General features: G+C 71.4%; 19 protein-coding genes and 1 pseudogene. 6 read left to right on the forward strand and 14 right to left on the reverse strand.

What is annotated here, in order from left to right; translation table 11 throughout:
- Positions 1 to 32: 32 nt before the first annotated feature.
- From cbiE to AC061S_RS16960, 6 genes are all read right to left on the reverse strand, one after another.
- Positions 33 to 1,250: a precorrin-6y C5,15-methyltransferase (decarboxylating) subunit CbiE gene (gene cbiE, locus AC061S_RS16935; protein ID WP_478686771.1), complete on the reverse strand. Its 1,218-nt coding sequence runs from the start codon at positions 1,248 to 1,250 to the stop codon at positions 33 to 35.
- A 106-nt stretch (positions 1,251 to 1,356) separates the two neighbouring features.
- Complete coding sequence (locus AC061S_RS16940; RefSeq protein ID WP_478686772.1) at positions 1,357 to 2,103, reverse strand: GNAT family N-acetyltransferase; 747 nt, start codon at positions 2,101 to 2,103, stop codon at positions 1,357 to 1,359.
- A 241-nt stretch (positions 2,104 to 2,344) separates the two neighbouring features.
- Positions 2,345 to 3,208 carry a MetQ/NlpA family ABC transporter substrate-binding protein gene (locus tag AC061S_RS16945; RefSeq protein ID WP_478686773.1) on the reverse strand — a complete coding sequence of 288 codons (864 nt, stop codon included), beginning with the start codon at positions 3,206 to 3,208 and terminating at the stop codon, positions 2,345 to 2,347.
- A gap of 100 nt (positions 3,209 to 3,308) precedes the next feature.
- The gene (locus tag AC061S_RS16950; RefSeq protein WP_478686774.1) at positions 3,309 to 3,977 is read right to left on the reverse strand and encodes a methionine ABC transporter permease; all 669 of its coding nucleotides are present in this window, start codon (positions 3,975 to 3,977) and stop codon (positions 3,309 to 3,311) included.
- Positions 3,974 to 5,041, reverse strand: coding sequence for a methionine ABC transporter ATP-binding protein (locus tag AC061S_RS16955; RefSeq protein WP_478686775.1), 1,068 nt, complete (start codon positions 5,039 to 5,041; stop codon positions 3,974 to 3,976). The genes AC061S_RS16950 and AC061S_RS16955 overlap by 4 nt, the downstream gene beginning before the upstream one ends.
- Positions 5,042 to 5,415: 374 nt before the next feature.
- A complete protein-coding gene (locus tag AC061S_RS16960; RefSeq protein ID WP_478686776.1) occupies positions 5,416 to 6,159 on the reverse strand; it encodes an HAD-IA family hydrolase in 744 nt (247 codons plus the stop codon).
- Between the two features lie 68 nt (positions 6,160 to 6,227).
- On the opposite strand from AC061S_RS16960, the gene AC061S_RS16965 reads away from it, so the two are divergent.
- Both AC061S_RS16965 and AC061S_RS16970 read left to right on the forward strand, forming a co-directional pair.
- The gene (locus AC061S_RS16965; RefSeq protein WP_478686777.1) at positions 6,228 to 6,596 is read left to right on the forward strand and encodes a hypothetical protein; all 369 of its coding nucleotides are present in this window, start codon (positions 6,228 to 6,230) and stop codon (positions 6,594 to 6,596) included.
- Positions 6,589 to 7,023 (forward strand): hypothetical protein, encoded by a 435-nt coding sequence (locus AC061S_RS16970; protein WP_478686778.1) that lies wholly within the window; start codon positions 6,589 to 6,591, stop codon positions 7,021 to 7,023. The genes AC061S_RS16965 and AC061S_RS16970 overlap by 8 nt, the downstream gene beginning before the upstream one ends.
- A 10-nt stretch (positions 7,024 to 7,033) precedes the next feature.
- Here AC061S_RS16970 and AC061S_RS16975 read toward each other — a convergent pair whose 3' ends face one another.
- From AC061S_RS16975 to AC061S_RS16985, 3 genes are all read right to left on the reverse strand, one after another.
- Positions 7,034 to 7,540 carry a GNAT family N-acetyltransferase gene (locus AC061S_RS16975; protein WP_478686779.1) on the reverse strand — a complete coding sequence of 169 codons (507 nt, stop codon included), beginning with the start codon at positions 7,538 to 7,540 and terminating at the stop codon, positions 7,034 to 7,036.
- 37 nt (positions 7,541 to 7,577) lie between these two features.
- On the reverse strand, positions 7,578 to 8,135 hold the full coding sequence (locus AC061S_RS16980; RefSeq protein WP_478686822.1) for a sigma-70 family RNA polymerase sigma factor: 558 nt from the start codon (positions 8,133 to 8,135) through the stop codon (positions 7,578 to 7,580).
- An 87-nt stretch (positions 8,136 to 8,222) separates the two neighbouring features.
- Complete coding sequence (locus tag AC061S_RS16985) at positions 8,223 to 9,410, reverse strand: glycerophosphodiester phosphodiesterase (RefSeq protein WP_478686780.1); 1,188 nt, start codon at positions 9,408 to 9,410, stop codon at positions 8,223 to 8,225.
- A 308-nt stretch (positions 9,411 to 9,718) separates the two neighbouring features.
- On the opposite strand from AC061S_RS16985, the gene AC061S_RS16990 reads away from it, so the two are divergent.
- Positions 9,719 to 10,348, forward strand: a complete 630-nt coding sequence (locus AC061S_RS16990; RefSeq protein WP_478686781.1) for a lysophospholipid acyltransferase family protein — start codon at positions 9,719 to 9,721, stop codon at positions 10,346 to 10,348.
- 12 nt (positions 10,349 to 10,360) lie between these two features.
- Here the strand turns inward: AC061S_RS16990 and AC061S_RS16995 are convergent, their stop codons facing one another.
- From AC061S_RS16995 to AC061S_RS17005, 3 genes are all read right to left on the reverse strand, one after another.
- On the reverse strand, positions 10,361 to 11,839 hold the full coding sequence (locus AC061S_RS16995) for a membrane-associated oxidoreductase (protein ID WP_478686782.1): 1,479 nt from the start codon (positions 11,837 to 11,839) through the stop codon (positions 10,361 to 10,363).
- A 69-nt stretch (positions 11,840 to 11,908) separates the two neighbouring features.
- A complete protein-coding gene (locus AC061S_RS17000) occupies positions 11,909 to 13,453 on the reverse strand; it encodes an MFS transporter (protein ID WP_478686783.1) in 1,545 nt (514 codons plus the stop codon).
- A complete protein-coding gene (locus AC061S_RS17005; protein WP_327251845.1) occupies positions 13,450 to 14,001 on the reverse strand; it encodes a TetR/AcrR family transcriptional regulator in 552 nt (183 codons plus the stop codon). Before AC061S_RS17005 ends, AC061S_RS17000 begins: the two co-directional genes overlap by 4 nt.
- A gap of 99 nt (positions 14,002 to 14,100) precedes the next feature.
- On the opposite strand from AC061S_RS17005, the pseudogene AC061S_RS17010 reads away from it, so the two are divergent.
- Positions 14,101 to 14,613 (forward strand): annotated as a pseudogene (locus AC061S_RS17010) (HAD domain-containing protein); the annotation flags it as partial.
- A 58-nt stretch (positions 14,614 to 14,671) separates the two neighbouring features.
- Here the strand turns inward: AC061S_RS17010 and argH are convergent.
- Positions 14,672 to 16,102 carry an argininosuccinate lyase gene (argH, locus tag AC061S_RS17015; protein WP_478686784.1) on the reverse strand — a complete coding sequence of 477 codons (1,431 nt, stop codon included), beginning with the start codon at positions 16,100 to 16,102 and terminating at the stop codon, positions 14,672 to 14,674.
- Between the two features lie 102 nt (positions 16,103 to 16,204).
- On the reverse strand, positions 16,205 to 17,398 hold the full coding sequence (locus AC061S_RS17020; RefSeq protein ID WP_478686785.1) for an argininosuccinate synthase: 1,194 nt from the start codon (positions 17,396 to 17,398) through the stop codon (positions 16,205 to 16,207).
- A 186-nt stretch (positions 17,399 to 17,584) separates the two neighbouring features.
- Between AC061S_RS17020 and AC061S_RS17025 the strand changes: the two genes are divergently transcribed.
- Complete coding sequence (locus AC061S_RS17025) at positions 17,585 to 19,075, forward strand: HEAT repeat domain-containing protein (protein WP_478686786.1); 1,491 nt, start codon at positions 17,585 to 17,587, stop codon at positions 19,073 to 19,075.
- 43 nt (positions 19,076 to 19,118) lie between these two features.
- Positions 19,119 to 19,700: a pyridoxamine 5'-phosphate oxidase family protein gene (locus AC061S_RS17030; protein WP_478686787.1), complete on the forward strand. Its 582-nt coding sequence runs from the start codon at positions 19,119 to 19,121 to the stop codon at positions 19,698 to 19,700.
- The last annotated feature ends 3 nt before the right edge of the window (positions 19,701 to 19,703 follow it).

Raw genomic sequence — 19,703 nt, forward strand, 5'->3', positions numbered from 1 at the left:
CGACGATCGGCCAGCCTACCCCGGGCTCGCGGCTAGGGACGGTCCGGGCGGTTAACGGGGCGTTCGGCGGCCAGCAGGAACACCACGGAGCGCTGTTGTTCGGTCCAGGTCCGGGTGTCCAGGCCGACGGACTGGAGCAGCGCGCACTCGACGGCGTACCCGCCCTCGGTCAGGACCCGGCCGATGGCCTCCGCCTCGTCGCGCGTGGAGGCGTGGCTGACGATCCGTTCGGGGCGCCGGTCGGCGACCGCGGCGACGACCGCGGCTCCCCCGCCGCCGACGCGGACGACGTCGGGTTCGGGCAGGGTCTCCAGTACGTGCGGGGCGCGGCCGTTGACGACCTGGAGCTGCACACCCCGGGCGCGGGCGGCGGCGGTTGTGCGTTCGCAAGCGTGCCGGTCGGCGTCGACGGCGATGACGGCGGCGCCGAGGGCGGCGGCGTCCGCGGCGAGGGCTCCGGAGCCGGAGCCGATGTCCCAGACGAGGTCCCCGGTGCGCGGGCCGAGCCGGGCGAGCTGGGCCGCGCGAAGCTGCGTGGACTCCCCTTCTCCCACGTCGATCTGCGGGCGGGCCCAGCCCCGTCCGGCGGCTGGGGCCGCGCTCCGGCCCAGCAGCCAGGCCGGTTCGGCGGCGGCCGCGGCCGGTCCCGTGCCGCCGATGACGATGACGACGTTGGGGTCGCGCCAGCTGTGGTCGGCGGCCTTGTCTGAGGTGAGGACCGTGACCTGTTCCTTGTCGGTGCCGAGTTCCTCGCAGATGACGAAGGTGCGGTGGACGCCTTCGAGTAGCAGGGCGAGTTCGGCGGGGCCGGCGCCGGGCGAGGTGATGACGGCGACCTTGGAGTGGGCGCGGCAGACGTTCACGGCACGGCGCAGGGTGCGGCTGTGTGCGACGACGACCTGGGCGTCGTCCCAGGGCATCCCGGCGCGGGCGAAGGCGGCGGCGACGGCGGAGACGGCCGGTACGACCTCCACTTCCAGGCCGTGTTCCGGGGCGCGCAGGGCCCGTACGACGCCGAAGAAGCCGGGGTCCCCGTCGGCGAGGACGACGGCGGTGCCGCGGTGGCCGGCGATCCGGCGGGCGGCGATGGACAGGCTGCCCAGGCGCACGCGTTCGGCGGTGGGCGGGACTTCGGGGAGGGCGAGGTGGTGTGCGGCGCCGGCCACCAGGGTGGCGGCGGAGAGCGCGGACCGGGCTGCCGCGGTCAGGGGGGAGCCGTCCCAGCCGATCACCGTGACCCGGTCGGCCATCGTCGTCAGTCTCCTGATGTGGGAGGGGGCCCTTCGCGGCGGTGGCCGGGGCAGGGCGAAGCTTCGTCGAGGGGGGCGGGCTTGGTGAGACTACCCGGTCATCGGGTCAGTTCCGGTCCGAGAAGACGGCGTAGCCGTGCGCGTCGTTCGCGTGGGCGGGCTGGATCCGGTAGCCGTCGCGTGCGTCGGCGCGGGGCTCCGCGTAGCCCACGGAGTAGCCGTCCTCGTAGCCGTCTGCGTAGTCGGAGTAGTCGGAGTATCCGTCGGCGTCCTCGTCGAGGTCCTCCGGGACCAGGCCCCAGACGATGAGGTCGCTGCGGGTGTCGGCCCAGGAGCCGTCGGGGTTCTGGGTGCGCACTATGCAGGCGTTGCGCAGGACGCCTTCACTGATGCAACCGGTCTTCTGGGCCACCTGCTGGGAGGCCGTGTTGTCGGCGGCGGTGCGCAGTTCGAGGCGTTCGAAGGCCTGGTCGGTGAAGAGCCAGCGGGCCACGGCGCGGACGGACTCGCTGGCGTAGCCCTCGCCCCGGGCCCAGGGGGCGGTGACGTAGCCGATCTCGGTGGTGCGGGCCCGCCAGTCGGTGTCCTGCAGGTGGACGATGCCGACCAGCCGCTGGGTGAGGAACTCGGTGACGGCGAAGACGATGCCGCGGCCCTCGGTGCGCTCCGTGTGGGCGGTCCTCGTGGCCCAGGTGACCGCGTCCGCGTAGGTGTAGGGGTGCGGGACGGAGGTCCAGGCGGTGACGTGTTCGTCGTTCATCATCTCGGCGAGCGCGGTGACGTCTTCTTCCTCGAAGGGGCGCAGCACCAGCCGGTCCGTGCTGATGGTGACGTCCGGGAAGGTGGTAGTCATGCGCAGCTCCAAGCCTGAGACCGTGGTGCGACCGTGGTGCGAGGCGACCGTGGCGCGGGACGGTATACACGGGGTATACGGTCCGCCGCCGCGGTTCGTAGGCCACAGCATGCAGCATCGGCCTGGTGATGTGCAGGGCCGGGCTGCCCGGAAGCGGGCAGTGCCGGGCCCCGTACACCGGTGGGGCGTACGGGGCCGGTCGGGCCGGCCGGATCGGGCCGGCCCGGTGTCACTGACCGGATCAGGCGACGGGCTTGCCGAAGGCCGGGATGACCGAGCCCTGGTACTTGTCGTCGATGAACTTCTTGACCTCGTCGGAGTTCAGGAGCTTCGCCAGCTTCTGGATCCGCGGGTCGTCCTGGTTGCCGTTCTTGACCGCCAGGATGTTGGCGTACGGGTTGCCCTCGGCCTTCTCCAGGACGAGCGCGTCCTTGGCCGGGACGAGGTCGGCCTCGATGGCGTAGTTGCCGTTGATGACGGCGGCGTCCACGTCGTTCAGGGCGCGCGGGACCGTGGCGGCCTCCAGCTCCTTGAACTCCAGGCCCTTCTTGTCGGTGATGTCGGACAGCTTGGCGCCGGTGCCGACACCCTCCTTGAGGGTGATGAGGTTGTTCGCGGCGAGGAGCTGGAGCGCGCGGCCCTCGTTGGTGGGGTCGTTGGGGACGGCGATGGTCTGGCCGGCCTTGATGTCCGTGAGGGCCTTGTTCTTCTTGGAGTACAGGCCCAGGGGCTCCAGGTGCACGTTCACGACGGGCACGATGTCGGTGCCGTTCTTCTTGTTGAAGTCGTCGAGGTACGGGACGTGCTGGAAGTAGTTGGCGTCGATGTCGCCCTGCTGGGTGGCGGTGTTCGGCAGGACGTAGTCCGTGAACTCCTGCACCTTCAGCTTGAGGCCTTCCTTGGCCGCGAGGTTGTCCTGCACGAACTTCAGGATGTCGGCGTGCGGGGACGGGGACGCCCCGACGACCAGGGGCTTGCTCTCGTCCGTCTTGCCGCCGTCCGCCTTGGTGGAGGACGGGTCCGAGGAGCTGCCGCAGGCGCTCAGGGAGAGGGTGAGCGCGGCGGCGGTGGCGGCGAGGGCGGTGAGCTTGATGTTCTTGCGCACGAAGAGTGCCTTTCTTGCGTCTTGCTGATTGATGACGGCCCAAGCACGACAAGTGCGGGCTTTCTGGGAAAAGTTGGTGTTTGTCCGGCTCAGGCCCGGTTCAGGCTGTCCGACCGCGCCGCGCGAGGAGGCGTACCACGCCGTCGCCGATGAGCTGGATCACCGTGACGAGCACGATCAGCACCACGACGGTCGCGAGCATGAAGCCGGTCTCGAAGCGCTGGAAGCCGTACGTGATGGCCTTGGAACCGAGGCCTTCGCCGCCGACCGCGCCGGCCATGGCGGAGTAGCCGATCAGGGTGATCACGGTGGTGGTGACGGCCGCGATCAGCGAGGGCAGGGCCTGCGGCAGGAGCACCTTGCCGACCAGGGTCGGGATGCCGCCGCCCATGGACTCGACGGCTTCGATCAGGCCGTGGTCCACCTCGCGCACGGCGGTCTCGACGAGCCGGGCGAAGAAGGGGATGGCGCCGATGGCGAGCGGGACGATCATGGCGGTGGGGCCGATGAAGGTGCCGACGATCGCCGTGGTGACCGGAATCAGGAAGATCAGCAGGATGATGAACGGCAGCGAGCGGCCCATGTTCACGATCACGCCGAGGATCTTGTTGACCGCACGGTTCTGGAGCAGGCCGCCCTTGTCGGTGAGGACGAGGAGGATGCCGATGGGCAGTCCGCCGAGGATGGTCGCCAGGGCGGACCACAACACCATGTAGAGGGTGTCGAAGGTGCCCTGCGTGAGCAGCGGCTGCATTTCGGACCAGGTCACTTCGCACCATCCTTGACCAGCTCGGCCAGTTCGCCGTCGACGTCGGCCTCGACGTCCGTGTCCGCTTCCACGACGTCCACCTGCAGGCCCTGCTCGCGCAGGAAGCCGACGGGGACGACGTTGTCCTCGTAGCGGCCGGGCAGCTCGATGCGCATGCGGCCGATCTGCCGGCCGGCGACGGTGTCCATCGCGGCGCCGAGGATCGATATGTCGATGTTGTAGGTGCGGGCCAGCTGGGAGATGACCGGCCGGGTCGCGGTCTCGCCGTGGAAGGTGACGTCGATGACTGTGTGCTCCGCGGTGGTCGCGGACCCGGTCAGCGGGAACAGTTCGTGGGCGAGCTCGGAGCCGGGGGTGGCCAGCAGCTCGGTGACGGTGCCGGCCTCGACGATCCGGCCCTGCCGCATGAGGGCGGCCGAGTCGCAGACCGACTTGACCACGTCCATCTCGTGCGTGATGAGCAGGACGGTCAGGCCCAGCTGGCGGTTGAGGTCGCGCAGCAGCTGGAGGATCTGGCGGGTGGTCTCGGGGTCCAGGGCGCTGGTGGCCTCGTCGGAGAGCAGCACCTTGGGGTCGCCGGCCAGGGCGCGGGCGATGCCGACGCGCTGCTTCTGGCCGCCGGAGAGCTGACCGGGGTAGGACGTGGCCTTGTCGGCGAGGCCGACGAGGTCGAGCAGTTCGGCGGCCTTGCGGGAGCGCTCGCGGCCGGAGATCCCGAGGATCTCCAGGGGCAGTTCGATGTTGCCCTGCACGGTGCGCGAGGACAGCAGGTTGAAGTGCTGGAAGACCATGCCGATGCGGCTGCGGGCCTCGCGGAGCTCCTTGCCGGCGCGGCGGCCCCGGCCGGCGAGGGCGGTGAGGTCGACCCCGTCGACGGACACGGTGCCGGCGGTGGGGCGCTCCAGCAGGTTCACGCAGCGGATCAGGGAGGACTTTCCGGCGCCGCTCTGGCCGATGACTCCGTAGACCTCGCCCTGGCGGACGTGCAGGTCGACGCCGTCCAGGGCGGTGACCTCACGGCCACGGGACTGGTAGACCTTCGTGAGGCCCGATGTGGTGATCACAGGATTTCCGTCGCTGTCGAGTGCGCGGCGCAGCGGGTGCCGGGCACGGGGCAAACATCTGGGACGCGATACGGGTCGAACCATCGGAAATCGACGGCTTCGGCGCATGCGCGGGGCAGGAGCGGTCCGGGTTCACACGGGGGTGCCGGGAGCGGCTCGGCCGGTCTCGCTTCGGGGCGTGAGACCTGGGGCAGGGGCCCTCAGAAGGCGCGCATTCGACACATACAACGAGCACCGGGCGTCATCGTCGCCTCGGTCGCAAGGGTGCGGCTGCTCGTCGTGGTCATGGGCCCCAGTAAACCAGACGTTCCCCGTGACCGATCAAAGGCGTCCGAATAGCGGACGGATTTCGGCCGCATACCGGACAACACCGGTCAGGGCCGATCGTCCGTCTCGATCGTCACACCATCGGCTCCGACCAGCACGGACACGGCCGAGAGGTCTCGGACGATTACGTCCGCGTCGAGTTCGGCGGCCGGGTGGGTTGTGGTCAAGGCCACGGTGGTCATCCCGGCGGCGCGGCCCGCGGCCAGGCCGGCGGGGGCGTCCTCGAAGACCGCGCAGCGGGCCGGGTCCACGCCGAGCCGGGCGGCCGCCAGCAGGAAGGGCTCCGGGTCGGGCTTGCCGCGGGTGATGTCGTCGGCGGCCACCATCTCCGGGCCCCCCTCCTCCCAGGCGGCGATGCCGACCTCCCGCAGCCGGGCCTCGGCCAGCCCGGGGGCACCTCCCAGCGGTAGCTGGGGGAGGGTCGCGGAGGTGACCACGGCCCAGCGGCCGGCGGGGAGGGCCGAGAGCAGCTCCTTGGTGCCGGGGAGCAGGACCACGCCGCCCGCCACGTCCTCGGTCTCCAGCACCTCGATCCGGGCGGGCGCGCCGGCCCGTACGGCCTCGGGCAGGAGGTCGGCGATGATCTCCGCGGCCGGGCGGCCGTGGAGTTCCACCGCGGCGAAGGCCTCCTCGGTGATCCCGTACTCCCGGGCCCCGGGGGTCCCCCCGGACGGAGTCTGCGGGAGGGTCCAGCAGCGGTGCACCGACTCCATCGAGGAGATGAGCGTGCCGTCGTTGTCGAACAGCAGCGCGTCGAATTGCGGGCCGAGCTTCCCGTGCAGCAGCTTCATGCCTTCAAGGAAAGCCCCGGGGCAGGGGTGAGCGCATCGGGTCTTTCGGCCCGTAATACCCTCGCTGCATGCTCGACGCCCTGACGGTCGCCATCGGCGTGGCCGCACTCGCTCTCGCCGCCTGGTGCGGTTTCGCCGCCTGGCGGGACCAGCCGACCAAGGACTGGCACTTCATCGGCATGGCCGTGGTGACCGTTCTGGTCCTGGCACAGCTGGTGGTCGGCCTGGTCCAGCTCGCCCGGGGCGAGAAGCCCGGTCAGGGCACGGTGCTCTTCCTGGCCTATCTGGTGGGCGCCTTCGCGACCATCCCGGCCGCGGGGGTGCTCTCGCTGAGCGAGCGGACCAAGTGGGGTTCGGTGACGGTGGCCGCGGGAGCGGTCGTCCTCGCCGTGCTCGAAGTACGGCTCTACGACATCTGGGGAAACACCGGTGCCTGATACCGACACGGACGCCACGGCCACCGCCACCCCGCCCGGCGGGCGGAAGCGCCTGGTCACCGGGCCGGGGGTGCTGCTCGTCTGGTTCTACGGGGTGATCACCGTCGGCGCGGTCTCGCGCTCGATCTACCAGATCTCCACCGAGTTCGACCGGGCCCCGCTCGCGTACTCGCTGTCGGCCGCGGCCGCGCTGGTCTACGCCTTCATCACGTACTCGCTGGTGCGCGGCGGGGAGACGGCCCGCAAGGCGGCGCGGATCTGCTGCGCCGCCGAGCTGACCGGCGTACTCGTCGTGGGCGCCTGGACCCTGGCGCGGCCCGACGCCTTTCCCGACGCGACCGTGTGGTCGGACTTCGGGATGGGCTACCTGTTCATCCCGGTGATCCTGCCGATCACCGGGATGCTCTGGCTCCGCGCGAAGCGCTAGGCGTTGGGGGCTAAGCGCTGACCGCGAAGTCGGTGGCCTCCTTGGCCGCCTTCTCCAGGATCACCAGGCGGACGCCGTCGGACGCGGTGCGCCCGCCGACCTGGGTGTATCCGGCCTTGCGGTAGAGCCGCAGGTTCGACTCGCTCTTGTGGCCGGTGAACAGCCGGAAGCGGGTGGTCCCGTCGTGGCCGGACAGGGCCGCCTCGACCGCGCTCAGCAGCCGGGCGCCGAGGCCGTGGCCCTGGAGCCGGGGGTGCACGCAGAGCTTGGCGATCTTGCCGGTGCCCTCCTCGTCGACGGTGCCGCGCACGGCGCCGACGATCTCCTCGCCGAGCCGGGCCACCAGCACGGTGTCCGACGCCAGCTCGGCCTTGAGGGAGTCCAGGGACTGGGTGAGCGGCTGGATGCGGTAGTTGCCGTACAGCTCGGCCTCGCTCTGGAACGCCAGATACTGCAGCTTGATGATCTGCTCGGCATCCTCGGCGGCTGCCGCCGAAATCGTCACGCTCATGCCCATGTGCGCATGCCTCCCGCTCACCTGGTGGCCTTTTGGTCTACCGCTCCATTCCCCGCAGGACGGGAGCCGCAACCTCTACGGCCAGCATTCTGCGCAGACATCCCAGGCAACGGGAACGGACGGGCCCCAAACTTCCTTGTGAGATACCCAACTCTCCTGCGATTTCACGGTAGGTGAGGTCCCTGGGCGAAAGAAGTGCCTTCATGAGCTCCGGACACCTTCCGGGCAATCGGGCGACCGCCGATCGGAGGGCCCGGTTCTCCTCGCCGTGCAGGAGGGCGTCTTCCGGTTCCACGCCCGTACTGGTACGGGTCCCCGCACCGGACCCGCCTTCCGCCGAGTGCTGGCGGTGTCCGTACGGGACTTCGTGCCGGGCCCGGCGGCGCGCCCGGCGGGCCTCCCCGCGCACCGCCCGGCGCAGCCAGTCGGCGGGTTCGGCGGGGATGCGACGGTGCTCCAGCAGCCTGACCCAGACGGCTTGTTCCAGGTCGGCGGCGTCCACCCCGGTGCCCGCGGTCTCGGCGGCCGCTTCGGCCGAGAGCAGCGGGCGGAGCGTTTCGAACAGGTTGGGGAGATCAGCCTTCTGCAGGTCCATGCCGGGCGGGACGCGAAGGCCGTGCCGGGCGGTTTCCCCGCCGGGCACGGCCCACTCGTACGAGAAGCTCCGGCCGGCCGTTGACGGTCAGCCCTTGACGCCGCGGCCCGGGCGGAAGGCCTCCGCCGCGAGCAGCCCGGTGTCGGGGTGGTCGGTGAAGATGCCGTCGATGCCCTGTTCGAAGTAGGTCTTGAAGGCGCCGAAGGCATCGCCGTAGGCCGTCGGGTCGGTGCCCTTGCGGTAGTCGGCCGGCAGGAAGTTGTTCTCGTTCCGCGCGGTATAGGGGTGCAGGATCAGCCCCCGCGCGTGGGCGTCCGCGACCAGGGTGGTCGGGGCGCCGAGCTTGCCGGCGGCATCGCGCGGCACGATCAGGTCCATGGTCGGCCCGATGCCCTGGGCGAAGCCCGCGATCCACCGCAGCCCCTCGGGCTTGACCAGATCGGCGACCGTGCGGGGATCCTTGGCCAGCTCGAAGTCCCAGGGGCGGGTGCCCGCCGCCGAGAGGAGCACCACGCGCGGGGCGGAGACCAGCCGGGAGAGCCGCTGGATGCTGGAGGGCTCGAAGGACTGCAGGAAGAGCGGGGCGTCCCGGCCGTCGCGCCCGTAGCGGCGCAGCAGCTTGGCGAGGGGCTCCTCCAGGCCGAGGCCCAGGCCGCGGAAGTAGCTGGGGTGCTTGGTCTCCACGTGCAGCCACACGCGCTTCCCGCGCCGGCGGCCCTCGAGGTCGGCCCAGCGGAGCACCTCTTCGAAGGTGGGGACGTCCCAGCGGCCGTCGTAGAGCGTGTTGCGCTGCCGGATGGCGGGGATGCGTTCCTTCGCGCGCAGGGTCTTCAGCTCGGCGAGGGTGAAGTCCTCGGTGAACCAGCCCGTGACCGCGACCCCGTCGATCGTCTTGGTCGTCTTCCGGGACGCGAACCCGGGGTGGTCGGCGACGTCCGTCGTGCCGCCGATCTCGTTCTCGTGGCGGCACACCAGGTGGCCGTCCTTGGTGGGCACGAGGTCCTGTTCTACGACGTCGGCGCCGAGGTCGAGCGCGAGCTGGTAGGACCCGAGCGTGTGCTCGGGCCGGTAGCCGCTGGCTCCCCGGTGCCCGATGACCGTCGGCACCGGCAGGTCCCGGTAGCCGCCGCCCCGGCCGCCTCCCGCGCCTCCCCCGTGGCCGCTCTCCGCCGCCGCGGCCGGACCGCCGCCCGCCACGAGTCCGCCGAAGGCTCCGCCCGCCGCGACGACGGCCGCGCCCAGTACCGCGCGCCGTGCTGCCCCACCCTGCGTCATGAGTGCCACTCCCCATCAGACAAGGGCCGGGCGTCCCGGGATCTCCGGGGCCTACGGCCCGAATCCGCGTGCCGATGGTAGGCAAGCGTCGATGGCGGGCGGGGGTGCGCGGGCGGAACATGGCGGAAACGTGCGTCAACACTGCGTATCCACCTCGTGAACCCGATGTGCGATCAGACCGGACCCGCGAGTATCGTCCTCACCTGCACTACCGCCGCGTGCGGTGGGTGCGAGAACCTTGCTTTTCGATGCCGGAGGGCCCCACGTTGTTCCGTACGCGCCTGATCAAAGCCACTGTCGGACCCGTCATGCGCCTGATGTTCCGCACCCGCGTCGAGGGCATCGAGAACATTCCGGGCACCGGGCCGGTGATCCTCGCGGGCAACCACCTCACCTTCATCGACTCGATGATCCTTCCGCTGGTGTGCGACCGCACGGTCCACTTCATCGGCAAGGACGAGTACGTGACCGGCAAGGGCGTCAAGGGCCGGGCCATGGCCTGGTTCTTCACCGGCGCCGGCATGATCCCCGTCGACCGCGACGGGGCCAACGGCGGCGTCGCCGCCCTGATGACCGGCCGCCGGATCCTCGAAGAGGGCAAGATCTTCGGCATCTACCCCGAGGGCACCCGCTCCCCCGACGGCCGCCTCTACCGGGGCCGCACCGGCATCGCCCGCCTGACCCTGATGACCGGCGCGCCCGTCGTCCCCTTCGCGATGATCGGCACCGACAAGCTCCAGCCCGGCGGCGCCGGCATGCCGCGCCCGGGCCGGGTCACCGTCCGGTTCGGCGAGGCGATGGAGTTCTCCCGGTACGAGGGCATGGACCGCGACCGCTACGTGCTGCGCGCCGTCACCGACTCGGTGATGGCCGAGGTCATGCGGCTCTCCGGCCAGGAGTACGTGGACATGTACGCGACCAAGGCCAAGGCCGCGTAGCCCGTCCCCTCCTCACTGCCGTTGCAGTGACCGGCTGACGCCCGCCGCGGTCGTCGTGGCGAGGACCCAGCCGGTCACGATCAGCAGGTACGACAGCCACTGGTACCAGCCGTCCGGCGCGTAGGCCGCCTCCTGGCCGAAGCTGATGATCGGCACCATCAGGTCGAGCGTGTAGAAGACCGGGTTGAACTCCGGCGCCTCCCCCTGCTTCAGCTCCCGCGGCGGGTGGAGCCCGTACGCGAGGCTCCCCGTGATCAGCAGCGCCAGCAGCCAGCCCGCGGCGCGCAGCGGCCGGAACCCGTAGCCCACGGTGGCGTCCTGGAGCAGCCCCCAGAACCTGGCGGCCCGGGGCAGGGTGCGGCGGTGCCGCCGCAGTTTGGCGAGCAGCACGGTCCGCGCCCCGGCCTCGTCGCCCGCCGTCCGGTAGGACGTGGCGAGCTGCTCGTAGGCGTGCGGGAGGTAGCCCGACTCCTCGCGCTCCAGGACGGGCAGTCTCTGCTCGGCGGGAACGTGCGGGCTGAGGGCGCGGTAGGTGAGTCCCGCGATGCGGACCTCCCGCGGCCAGGTCTCGGGCGTGATGTGGAGCAGGTCGAACTGGGAGCGGCGCAGGTTCACGCCGCCCTGGACGGTCGGGCAGTTGCGCAGCCACACCTCGCCGGCGACACAGCTGGAGGCGCGCAGCGCGACCCCGCCGGGGTTGATCAAGCGGGCGTAGGCGAGGTTGAGCTGGCCCGGTATCCGGGAGCCGGTGAGGTTGACCCGGCCGCGGGCCTCCAGCCGCATGGCGCGCAGGTCGGTGCCGACGTTGAGGATCTCGGCGTGCAGGGCGGTCCCGCCGGGGGCGAGGAGCCGGGCGTCGTCGAAGTTGATCTGGCCGCCGACGGTGGCGCCGTTGATGCGGGTCTGGCCGTGGACGGTGAGTTCCATGGCGATGACGTCGGTTCCGATGTCGGCGTGGTTGAACTGGAGGGCCGCCTCCTGGCCCTCCTCGACCGGCCCCGCCGTGCCGATGACCGCCTTCCGCAGGAAGAGTCCGCCTGCTATCCGGGCACCCGCGAGGCGTACCGGCCCGGTGATGCGGCAGCAGGACAGCTTGAGCGCGATGTCGACGCTGACGGTGGAGGCGGTCAGGCCGGGCAGGGCCGAGTCGCTCAGCGACACGATTCTCAACCGGGCCCCGTACAGGAGGGGTTTGCGCTCGAACCAGCAGGCCCGCAGCCGGATCGCGTGCTCGATGTCGGCATACTTGAGGTTGAGCTTGCCGATGATCCGGGCGCCCCGGACGTTCAGCCCGGGCACCTGCCCGTCGAGCGGGGCCACGCCGCGCAGCAGCAGGAACGCGAGGAATTCGGCGCGTACGGTCCGGTCCGGTCCCCACGAGGCGCCGTCAGTGGCCTCCTCGCCCCGGTCCTCCCGGAAATCGACGCCTTCCCCACGGGGGAAGGCGTCCCATACGCGGCGCTCCGCCGGGGTCAGGTCGTTGATCTCCATCGCCGGGATGGTGTCCCGCGGGTCGACGGACTGTCAACTCCGCGCGGAACACCACCCTCTGGCGCGGCGTCAGTGCTCGATGCCGTCCTGGAGCTCCTGGCCCCTGAGCAGGAACCAGGCGGCCACCGCCGTGGCGAGCAGGACTGCCGCGCCCACGCCGGAGGCCAGCCGCAGGCCGTCCACGAAGGCCTCCTGGGCGGCGCCGACCATCTGCTGGGCGGTCTGCGGGTCCAGGGACCTGGCCGCTTCGACGGCACCGCCGAGTGATTCGTGGGCGGCGTCGGCGACGGGGCCGGTGACGGAGGCCGGGGCGGTGAAGCCCTGGTAGACGCCGGTGACGACCGAGCCGAGCAGGGCGATGCCGAGGGCGGCGCCCAGTTCGTAGGCGGTCTCGGAGACGGCCGAGGCGGAACCGGCCTGCTCCTTGGGGACGCTGGAGAGGATCACGTCGGCGGTGACGGTGAAGGAGAAGCCGGCGCCGAGGCCTACGAGGAGCAGGGCCGCGCCGAGCAGCGGGTAGCCGGTCTCCTTGTGGATCACGGTCAGCGCGGCCAGCGCGATGCCGATGGCGGCGAGGCCTCCGGTCACGACGGCCCGTACCCCGTACCTGCGGGCGTACTTGCCCGCGACCAGGCCGGTGACCACGGCGCCGACGGCGGCGGGCAGCTCGGCGAGTCCGGCTTCCAGCGGCTCGCGGCCCTGGACGAGCTGGAGGAACTGGGAGAGGAAGAAGACCAGTCCGGACAGGCCGAAGACGGTGAGCAGGTCGGCGAGGACCGCGCCGGAGAACCCGCGGTGCTTGAAGAGCCGCATGTCGAGGAGCGGGGCCGGCAGCGTGAACTGGCGGCGTACGAAGGTGTAGAGCGCGCCCGCTCCGATGGCGGCGGCCGCCCAGACCTCCCAGCCCATGCCGTGGGTGGCGACCTGCTTGACGGCGTAGACCACGCCGATGATGCCGACGAGGGAGAGGCCGACGCTGAACAGGTCCCAGGGGCCGGCGACCGGGTTCTTGGACTCGGGCAGCAGCTTGATGCCGACGATGACCAGCACGATCATCACGGGGAGGTTGATGAGGAAGACCGAGCCCCACCAGAAGTGCTGGAGCAGGGCTCCGCCGACCACCGGGCCGACGGCCGCGCCGGCCGAGGCGGTGGCGCCCCAGATGCCGATGGCGAGGCTGCGCTCCTTGGGGTCGTGGAAGATGTTGCGGATCAGCGCGAGGGTGGACGGCATCAGGGTCGCGCCGGCCACGCCGAGCAGGGCCCGGGCGATGATCATCATCTCGGGGCTGGTGGCGTAGGCGTTGAGGACCGAGACGGCTCCGAAGGCGGTCGCGCCGACGAGGAGGAGCTTCTTGCGGCCGATCCGGTCGCCGAGGGAGCCCATGGAGACGAGCAGGCCGGCGATGACGAAGGAGTAGATGTCGCCGATCCACAGGAGCTGGGTGCCGGAGGGCTTCAGGTCCTCGCTGAGGGCGGGCGTGGCGAGACCGAGTACGGTGGCGTCGACGGCGACCAGCAGGACGGCCAGGACGAGCACGGAGAGCGCGACCCAGCGCCCGGGGCTCCGGCCCTCCGCCCCCTTCGTCCGGGTCAGCTGTTCGGTACGGCTCATTTCTCCACACTCCGTCGTGCGCCACCGAGCAGCAGCTCGATGATCATGTACTGAAAGTCCTTGGCCGCGACCCGGCCGTCCATGACGGCCCAGGCGCAGGTGCCGATGAGCCCGTAGAGGGCCTCGGTGAGCCAGGCGGGGCTCAGGTCGATCCGGATGTCGCCCTCGTGCTGGCCGCGCCGGAAGAGGTCTCCCACGCGGGCGTCCAGGCGGGCCCAGCCCTCGTTGACCTGGTCCCCCTCGAAGAGCTGGTTCTCGGTGACGAGGAAGGCCAGCAGCTCGGCGTTGGGCTCCGCCTCGGCGACGAGCCGGCGGAGCGCGTCGATCGCCGTGCCCTCGCCGAGGCGGGCGTTGTCGAAGGCCACCTCGAACTCCCGGATGCCGAGCTCTTCGAGCGCCCGTACGAGGGCGTCGCGCCCGGCGAAGTGCCGGTGGAGGGTCGCGCGGCCGATGCCGGCGGCCCTCGCGACCTCGTCCATCGTGGCGGTCGATTTGCGGGAGAGCAGGGCGGCGGCGGCGCGGAGCACCTGATCACGATCCATGGCCATGAGACAACCATAACCCGAATGAGACGTCGATGTCTCATTCAGAGTGTCCACGACTAAAAATGAGCTGCCCTTCCGGGCGCCGAAAGGAATCCTGCCGACATGAACCCGAAGCCCCTGCTGCTGATCGACGTGGACGGCCCGCTGAACCCCTACGCGGCCAAGCCCCAGCGGCGCCCCGAGGGCTACCGCACCCACCGGATGCGCCCGACGGGCTGGACCGAGGCCGAGAGTGCCAAGCCGCTGCGGGTCTGGCTGAATCCCGGCCACGGCGGGGAGCTGCTCGCGCTCGCGGACGCGTACGAGCTGGTCTGGGCGACCACCTGGAAGGGCGAGGCGAACGAGTGGATAGGCCCGCACCTGGGTCTGCCGGAGCTCCCCTGGATCGACTGGCCGCAGATGCACGGGCGCGCACCGCGCGGGACGTTCTGGAAGACCCAGTACGTCCTGGAGTACGCGGGCGAGCGGCCCTTCGCCTGGGTCGACGACGACATCACGGACATGGACCGCGCCTACGTGGAACAGCGCCACCCCGCGCACGCCCTGCTGCTGCGGATCGACGAGCGGATCGGGCTGGTCCGGGCCGACTTCGACGCGCTGGCGGACTGGGCGGCGCAACGCCGCGGGGGCGGCCGGGGCCCGAAGGCTCCGACCGCCCCCGCGGGTACGGCGGTTACAGCTTGTGGATCGCCCAGGCGTGCTGGATGACCAGATCGGCCTTCAGCTCCGTGAGCTGGATCGCGACCGCCGACGGGGCGGTGCCGCCGCGGCCGTCGCGGGAGGCCAGCGCGCCCTTGACGTTGAGGACCGTACGGACCTCCGGCGTCAGGTGCTCCGAGATCTTCGCGAACTGCTCGTCGGTCAGCTCGTCGAGCTCGATGCCGAGCCCCTCGCACTCCTTGACGCACTCGCCGGCCACCTCGTGCGCCACCCGGAACGGGACGCCCTGCTTGACCAGCCACTCCGCGATGTCGGTGGCGAGCGAGAAGCCGGCCGGGGCCAGCGCCTCCATCCGCTCCCGGTTGATCGTGAGGGTGGCCATCATCCCGGTGAAGGCGGGCAGCAGGACTTCGAGGGTGTCGCAGGAGTCGAAGACCGGCTCCTTGTCCTCCTGGAGGTCCCGGTTGTAGGCCAGGGGAAGGGCCTTCAGGGTGGCGAGCAGGCCCGTCAGGTTGCCGATGAGGCGGCCCGACTTGCCGCGCGCCAGCTCGGCGATGTCCGGGTTCTTCTTCTGCGGCATGATCGACGACCCGGTGGAGAAGGCGTCGTGCAGGGTGACGAAGGAGAACTCCTTCGTGTTCCAGATGATGATCTCCTCCGCGATCCGGGACAGGTTGATCCCGATCATCGCGGTGACGAAGGCGAACTCGGCGACGAAGTCCCGCGAGGCCGTGCCGTCGATGGAGTTGCCGACCGAACCCCGCTCGAAGCCCAGGTCGGCGGCGACCGCCTCGGGGTCCAGGCCGAGCGAGGAGCCCGCCAGGGCGCCCGAGCCGTACGGGGACACCGCGGTCCGGGTGTCCCACTGGCGCAGCCGCTCCGCGTCCCGGGACAGCGCCTGCACGTGGGCCAGTACGTGATGGGCGAAGAGCACCGGCTGCGCGTGCTGCAGGTGGGTCCGGCCCGGCATGGCCACGTCGGCGTGCGCCTCGGCGAGGCCGACCAGCGCGTCCTGGAGCTCGGCGACGAGGCCTCCGATGGTCCGGGCGTGGTCGCGCAGGTACATGCGGAAGAGGGTGGCGATCTGGTCGTTGCGCGACCGGCCGGCGCGCAGCTTGCCGCCGAGGTCGGCGCCGAGCCGCTCCAGCAGGCCCCGCTCCAGCGCGGTGTGGACGTCCTCGTCGGCGATGGTGCCGGTGAAGGAGCCGTTCTCCACGTCGACCGCGAGCTGGTCCAGGCCGTCGAGCATGCGGCCGAGCTCGTCGGCCGTGAGCAGGCCCGCCTTGGCGAGCACGCGGGCGTGGGCCTTGGATCCCGCGATGTCGTACGGGGCCAGGCGCCAGTCGAAGTGGACCGACGCGGACAGCTTCGCGAGGGCCTCGGCGGGACCGTCGGCGAACCGGGCGCCCCAGAGCCGGACGTCACCACCGTTGTTGCTGCTCACAGCTACTGCTCCTCAAGAACGTGCATGGCTTCGGATGTGCAACCGCCTCCCCGCCGCGGAGGTAACGGGGAGGCGGTTCGTACTACGGTCTACGGTGTCAAATCAGGCGAGGTCGCGACGGGCCGCGATCTTCGAGGAGAGGCCGAAGATCTCGATGAAGCCCTGGGCCTTCGACTGGTCGAAGGTGTCGCCCGCGTCGTAGGTCGCGAGGTTGAAGTCGTACAGCGACTCGTCCGACTTCCGGCCCGTGACGACGGCGCGGCCGCCGTGCAGGGTCATCCGGATGTCGCCGCTGACGTGCTGGTTGGCCTCGTTGACGAAACCGTCCAGCGCGCGCTTGAGCGGGGAGAACCACAGGCCGTCGTAGACCATCTCGCCCCAGCGCTGCTCGACCTGCCGCTTGTAGCGGGCCAGCTCGCGCTCGACGGTGACGTTCTCCAGCTCCTGGTGGGCGGTGATCAGCGCGATCGCGCCCGGCGCCTCGTACACCTCACGGGACTTGATGCCCACGAGGCGGTCCTCGACGATGTCGATCCGGCCGATGCCCTGGGCCCCGGCGCGCTCGTTGAGCTGCTGGATGGCCTGGAGCACGGTGACGGGCTTGCCGTCGATGGCGACCGGGACGCCCTCCTTGAAGGAGATGACGACCTCGTCGGCCTCGCGCGGCAGGGCCGGGTCCGCGGTGTACTCGTAGATGTCCTCGATCGGCGCGTTCCAGATGTCCTCCAGGAAGCCCGTCTCGACGGCGCGCCCGAAGACGTTCTGGTCGATGGAGTACGGGGACTTCTTGGTGGTCGCGATCGGCAGGTTCGCCTTCTCGGCGAAGGCGATGGCCTTGTCGCGGGTCATCGCGTAGTCGCGGACCGGGGCGATGCACGTGAGGTCGGGGCCGAGGGCGGCGATGCCGGCCTCGAAGCGGACCTGGTCGTTGCCCTTGCCGGTGCAGCCGTGGGCGACGGTGGTCGCGCCGTGCTTGCGCGCGGCGGCCACGAGGTGCTTGACGATGGCCGGCCGGGAGAGGGCGGAGACCAGCGGGTAGCGGTCCATGTAGAGGGCGTTCGCCTTGATCGCCGGGAGGCAGTACTCGTCGGCGAACTCGTCCCTGGCGTCGGCGACCTCGGCCTCGACCGCACCGCAGGCGAGCGCCCGCTTGCGGATGACGTCCAGGTCCTCGCCGCCCTGGCCGACGTCCACGGCGACGGCGATGACCTCGGCGCCCGTCTCCTCGGCGATCCAGCCGATGGCGACGGAGGTGTCCAGACCGCCTGAATAGGCGAGTACGACGCGCTCGGCCACGGGTTTCTCCTCACAGGTGCATCCGCCGTCACTTCCAACAGCTAGGCATAACTATGCACTGCTCCGTATGTTTCGTCAATCGAGCTTGAGGGCTGCCTGCGGGCCACCTCCGCTGACCAGCGCATATAAGGGAGGCCCCGCACCCGGAACCCCGCCTACCATCGGCGGAAGATACGGGGAGGGCACATGGGAGCCGAAGCGCGGCAGGACGCGGAGCAGGGGCGGGCCGCCGCGGCGGCGCTGCTGGGCGGAGTCCCGGACGGCGCCCGGGTCGGGGTCGCGGCCCGGCTCGCCCGGACCGGACCGGAAGCCTGGACCGCCTTCGACGAGGAGGTGCGCAGCCTGATCGCCTCCTCCTACCCGCCGCCCCGCAGCGGCCGGATCGAGGCCCGGCTCTGCGACCGCGACGGGCGGGTCCGCGAGGCCGCACTGTCCGCCGGGCAGCACCCCCCGCCCCAGCTCGTCCTGATCAGGTGCGCCGACTGGGTCCCGCAGGTACGCGAGCGCGCCCGGCGGGAGCTCGCCGGGATCGTGGCCCGGGACCCGGTCGCCACCCTGGTCGCCCTCAGCCCGCTCATCGTCCGACTGGGCCGCCGCGAGCACGGCGCCTGGGCGGTGGAACAGCTGGAGGCCGCCCTGAGCGGCCGCCACTCCCCCGTCACCGCGGGATGGCGCCCCGGGCAGCCCTCGGCCACGTGGAGCTGGAAGGCGCTGACCGGGGAACAGTGCGCCGACGCCCTCGCCCGCCTGGGCGACCGGGCCGACCTGCCGACCCGGCGGTTCGCCGCCCGGCTGACCGTCGCCGCAGGGGAGACTGGCGTACGGGACCTCGCGCAACGGGCCGCCCGCGAACTGGATCCGGCCACGGCCCGGCTGTGGACCGACGCGGCGCTGCGGGCCATGGCCGAAGACGGGCCGGACGACGCCGCGGTCGACGCGCTGCTCACGGGGCACCTCCCGATGGTCCGGGCCTCCGGGGTCACCGCCCTGCGCGGGGCCGGCCGGGCGGACGGGGCCCCGCAGTACCTCGCCGACCGCTCCGGGCTCGTACGGGCCTGCGCGCGCTGGCTCCTCTCGCAGGGCGGCGGGGACCCCTACGCGCACTACCTCGCGCTGGTCACGGACTCCGAGCAGCTGTCCCCGTACGCGGTGACCGGCTTCTCCGAGTGCGCGAAGCGGGCGGACGCACCGCTCCTGCGGAGCCTGCTCGGCCACCCCGCCGGGGCGGTGCGGGCCGCCGCCGTGGCGGGCCTGCGCCGGCTGGACGACTCCACCCACGCCCCGGCCCTGATCCCGCTGCTGGACGACCCGTGGCCCGCCACTGCCCGGGAGGCCGCACTGAGCCTGCTCCCGGTGGCCCGTCGGCTGGACCACCGCCACCTGGCCGACCGCATCGGGCCCGACCGTCCTGCGCACGTCCGCCGGGCCGCCTTCAGGCTGTTGCGCGAGCGGGGCGGGATCCACGAGCTGCGGGCCGCGGTGGCCCTGACGGCGGACCCCGACCCGGGGCTGGGCACGCAGGCACGGGCGCTCGTACGCGGCTGGAACTGGCAGGCCACCCTCCATTTCACCGGGGCGGATCGGGCCGAACTGGCCGAGCTGCTCGAGCGGTCCGCGCACCTCTTCGACGCGTACGAGCTGGGGCTGCGCCGCTCCCGGCTCGGTCTCACGGGCTGAAATCCCCTGAACCGGGCCCGGACCCGTGGGAGATAATCCGGTCATGGGAAAGCTCTACGATCACATCGACGGCAGACTCCGCACCTTCATCGAAGAGCAGCCGGTCTTCTTCACCGCCACCGCCCCGCTGTCCGGTGACGGGCATGTCAACCTCTCCCCCAAGGGCCGCGCCGGGACGCTCGTCGTCATCGACGAAACGACCCTCGCCTACCTGGACTTCGGCGGAAGCGGCGCCGAGACCATCGCGCACGTCCGCGAGAACGGCCGCATCACGCTGATGTGGTGCGCGTTCAGTGGGCCGCCGAACATCGTGCGCATCCACGGCGACGGCGAGGCGGTCTTCCGCGACGACCCGCGCTGGGACGGGCTGATCGAGCTGTTCGGGGAGGCCGACGGGCCTTCGGCGCGTGCCGTCATCCTCGTGAAGACCCGGCGGATCGCCACTGTGTGCGGGTTCGCCGTCCCCTTGATGGACTACCAGGGCGAGCGCACGCTCCACGCGGAGTACTTCGGCCGCAAGACGGACGAGGAGTTCAACGAGTACTGCGAGAAGAAGGAGTTCATCGGGGTGAGCGTCGACGGCCTGCCTGCGCTGCCGCTGCCCCTTCCGCCCCGTACCGTCTGACAT

Source organism: Streptomyces sp. CA189 (assembly GCF_056428985.1).

Excerpts from the sequence above, each read along its gene's own strand:
- cbiE (WP_478686771.1), bottom strand. The coding sequence starts at position 1,250 with ATGGCCGACCGGGTCACGGTGATCGGCTGGGACGGCTCCCCCCTGACC.
- AC061S_RS16940 (WP_478686772.1), bottom strand. The coding sequence starts at position 2,103 with ATGACTACCACCTTCCCGGACGTCACCATCAGCACGGACCGGCTGGTG.
- AC061S_RS16960 (WP_478686776.1), bottom strand. The coding sequence starts at position 6,159 with ATGAAGCTGCTGCACGGGAAGCTCGGCCCGCAATTCGACGCGCTGCTG.
- AC061S_RS16965 (WP_478686777.1), top strand. The coding sequence starts at position 6,228 with ATGCTCGACGCCCTGACGGTCGCCATCGGCGTGGCCGCACTCGCTCTC.
- AC061S_RS16975 (WP_478686779.1), bottom strand. The coding sequence starts at position 7,540 with ATGGGCATGAGCGTGACGATTTCGGCGGCAGCCGCCGAGGATGCCGAG.
- AC061S_RS16980 (WP_478686822.1), bottom strand. The coding sequence starts at position 8,135 with ATGGACCTGCAGAAGGCTGATCTCCCCAACCTGTTCGAAACGCTCCGC.
- AC061S_RS16985 (WP_478686780.1), bottom strand. The coding sequence starts at position 9,410 with ATGACGCAGGGTGGGGCAGCACGGCGCGCGGTACTGGGCGCGGCCGTC.
- AC061S_RS16990 (WP_478686781.1), top strand. The coding sequence starts at position 9,719 with ATGCGCCTGATGTTCCGCACCCGCGTCGAGGGCATCGAGAACATTCCG.
- AC061S_RS16995 (WP_478686782.1), bottom strand. The coding sequence starts at position 11,839 with ATGGAGATCAACGACCTGACCCCGGCGGAGCGCCGCGTATGGGACGCC.
- AC061S_RS17000 (WP_478686783.1), bottom strand. The coding sequence starts at position 13,453 with ATGAGCCGTACCGAACAGCTGACCCGGACGAAGGGGGCGGAGGGCCGG.
- AC061S_RS17005 (WP_327251845.1), bottom strand. The coding sequence starts at position 14,001 with ATGGCCATGGATCGTGATCAGGTGCTCCGCGCCGCCGCCGCCCTGCTC.
- AC061S_RS17025 (WP_478686786.1), top strand. The coding sequence starts at position 17,585 with ATGGGAGCCGAAGCGCGGCAGGACGCGGAGCAGGGGCGGGCCGCCGCG.
- AC061S_RS17030 (WP_478686787.1), top strand. The coding sequence starts at position 19,119 with ATGGGAAAGCTCTACGATCACATCGACGGCAGACTCCGCACCTTCATC.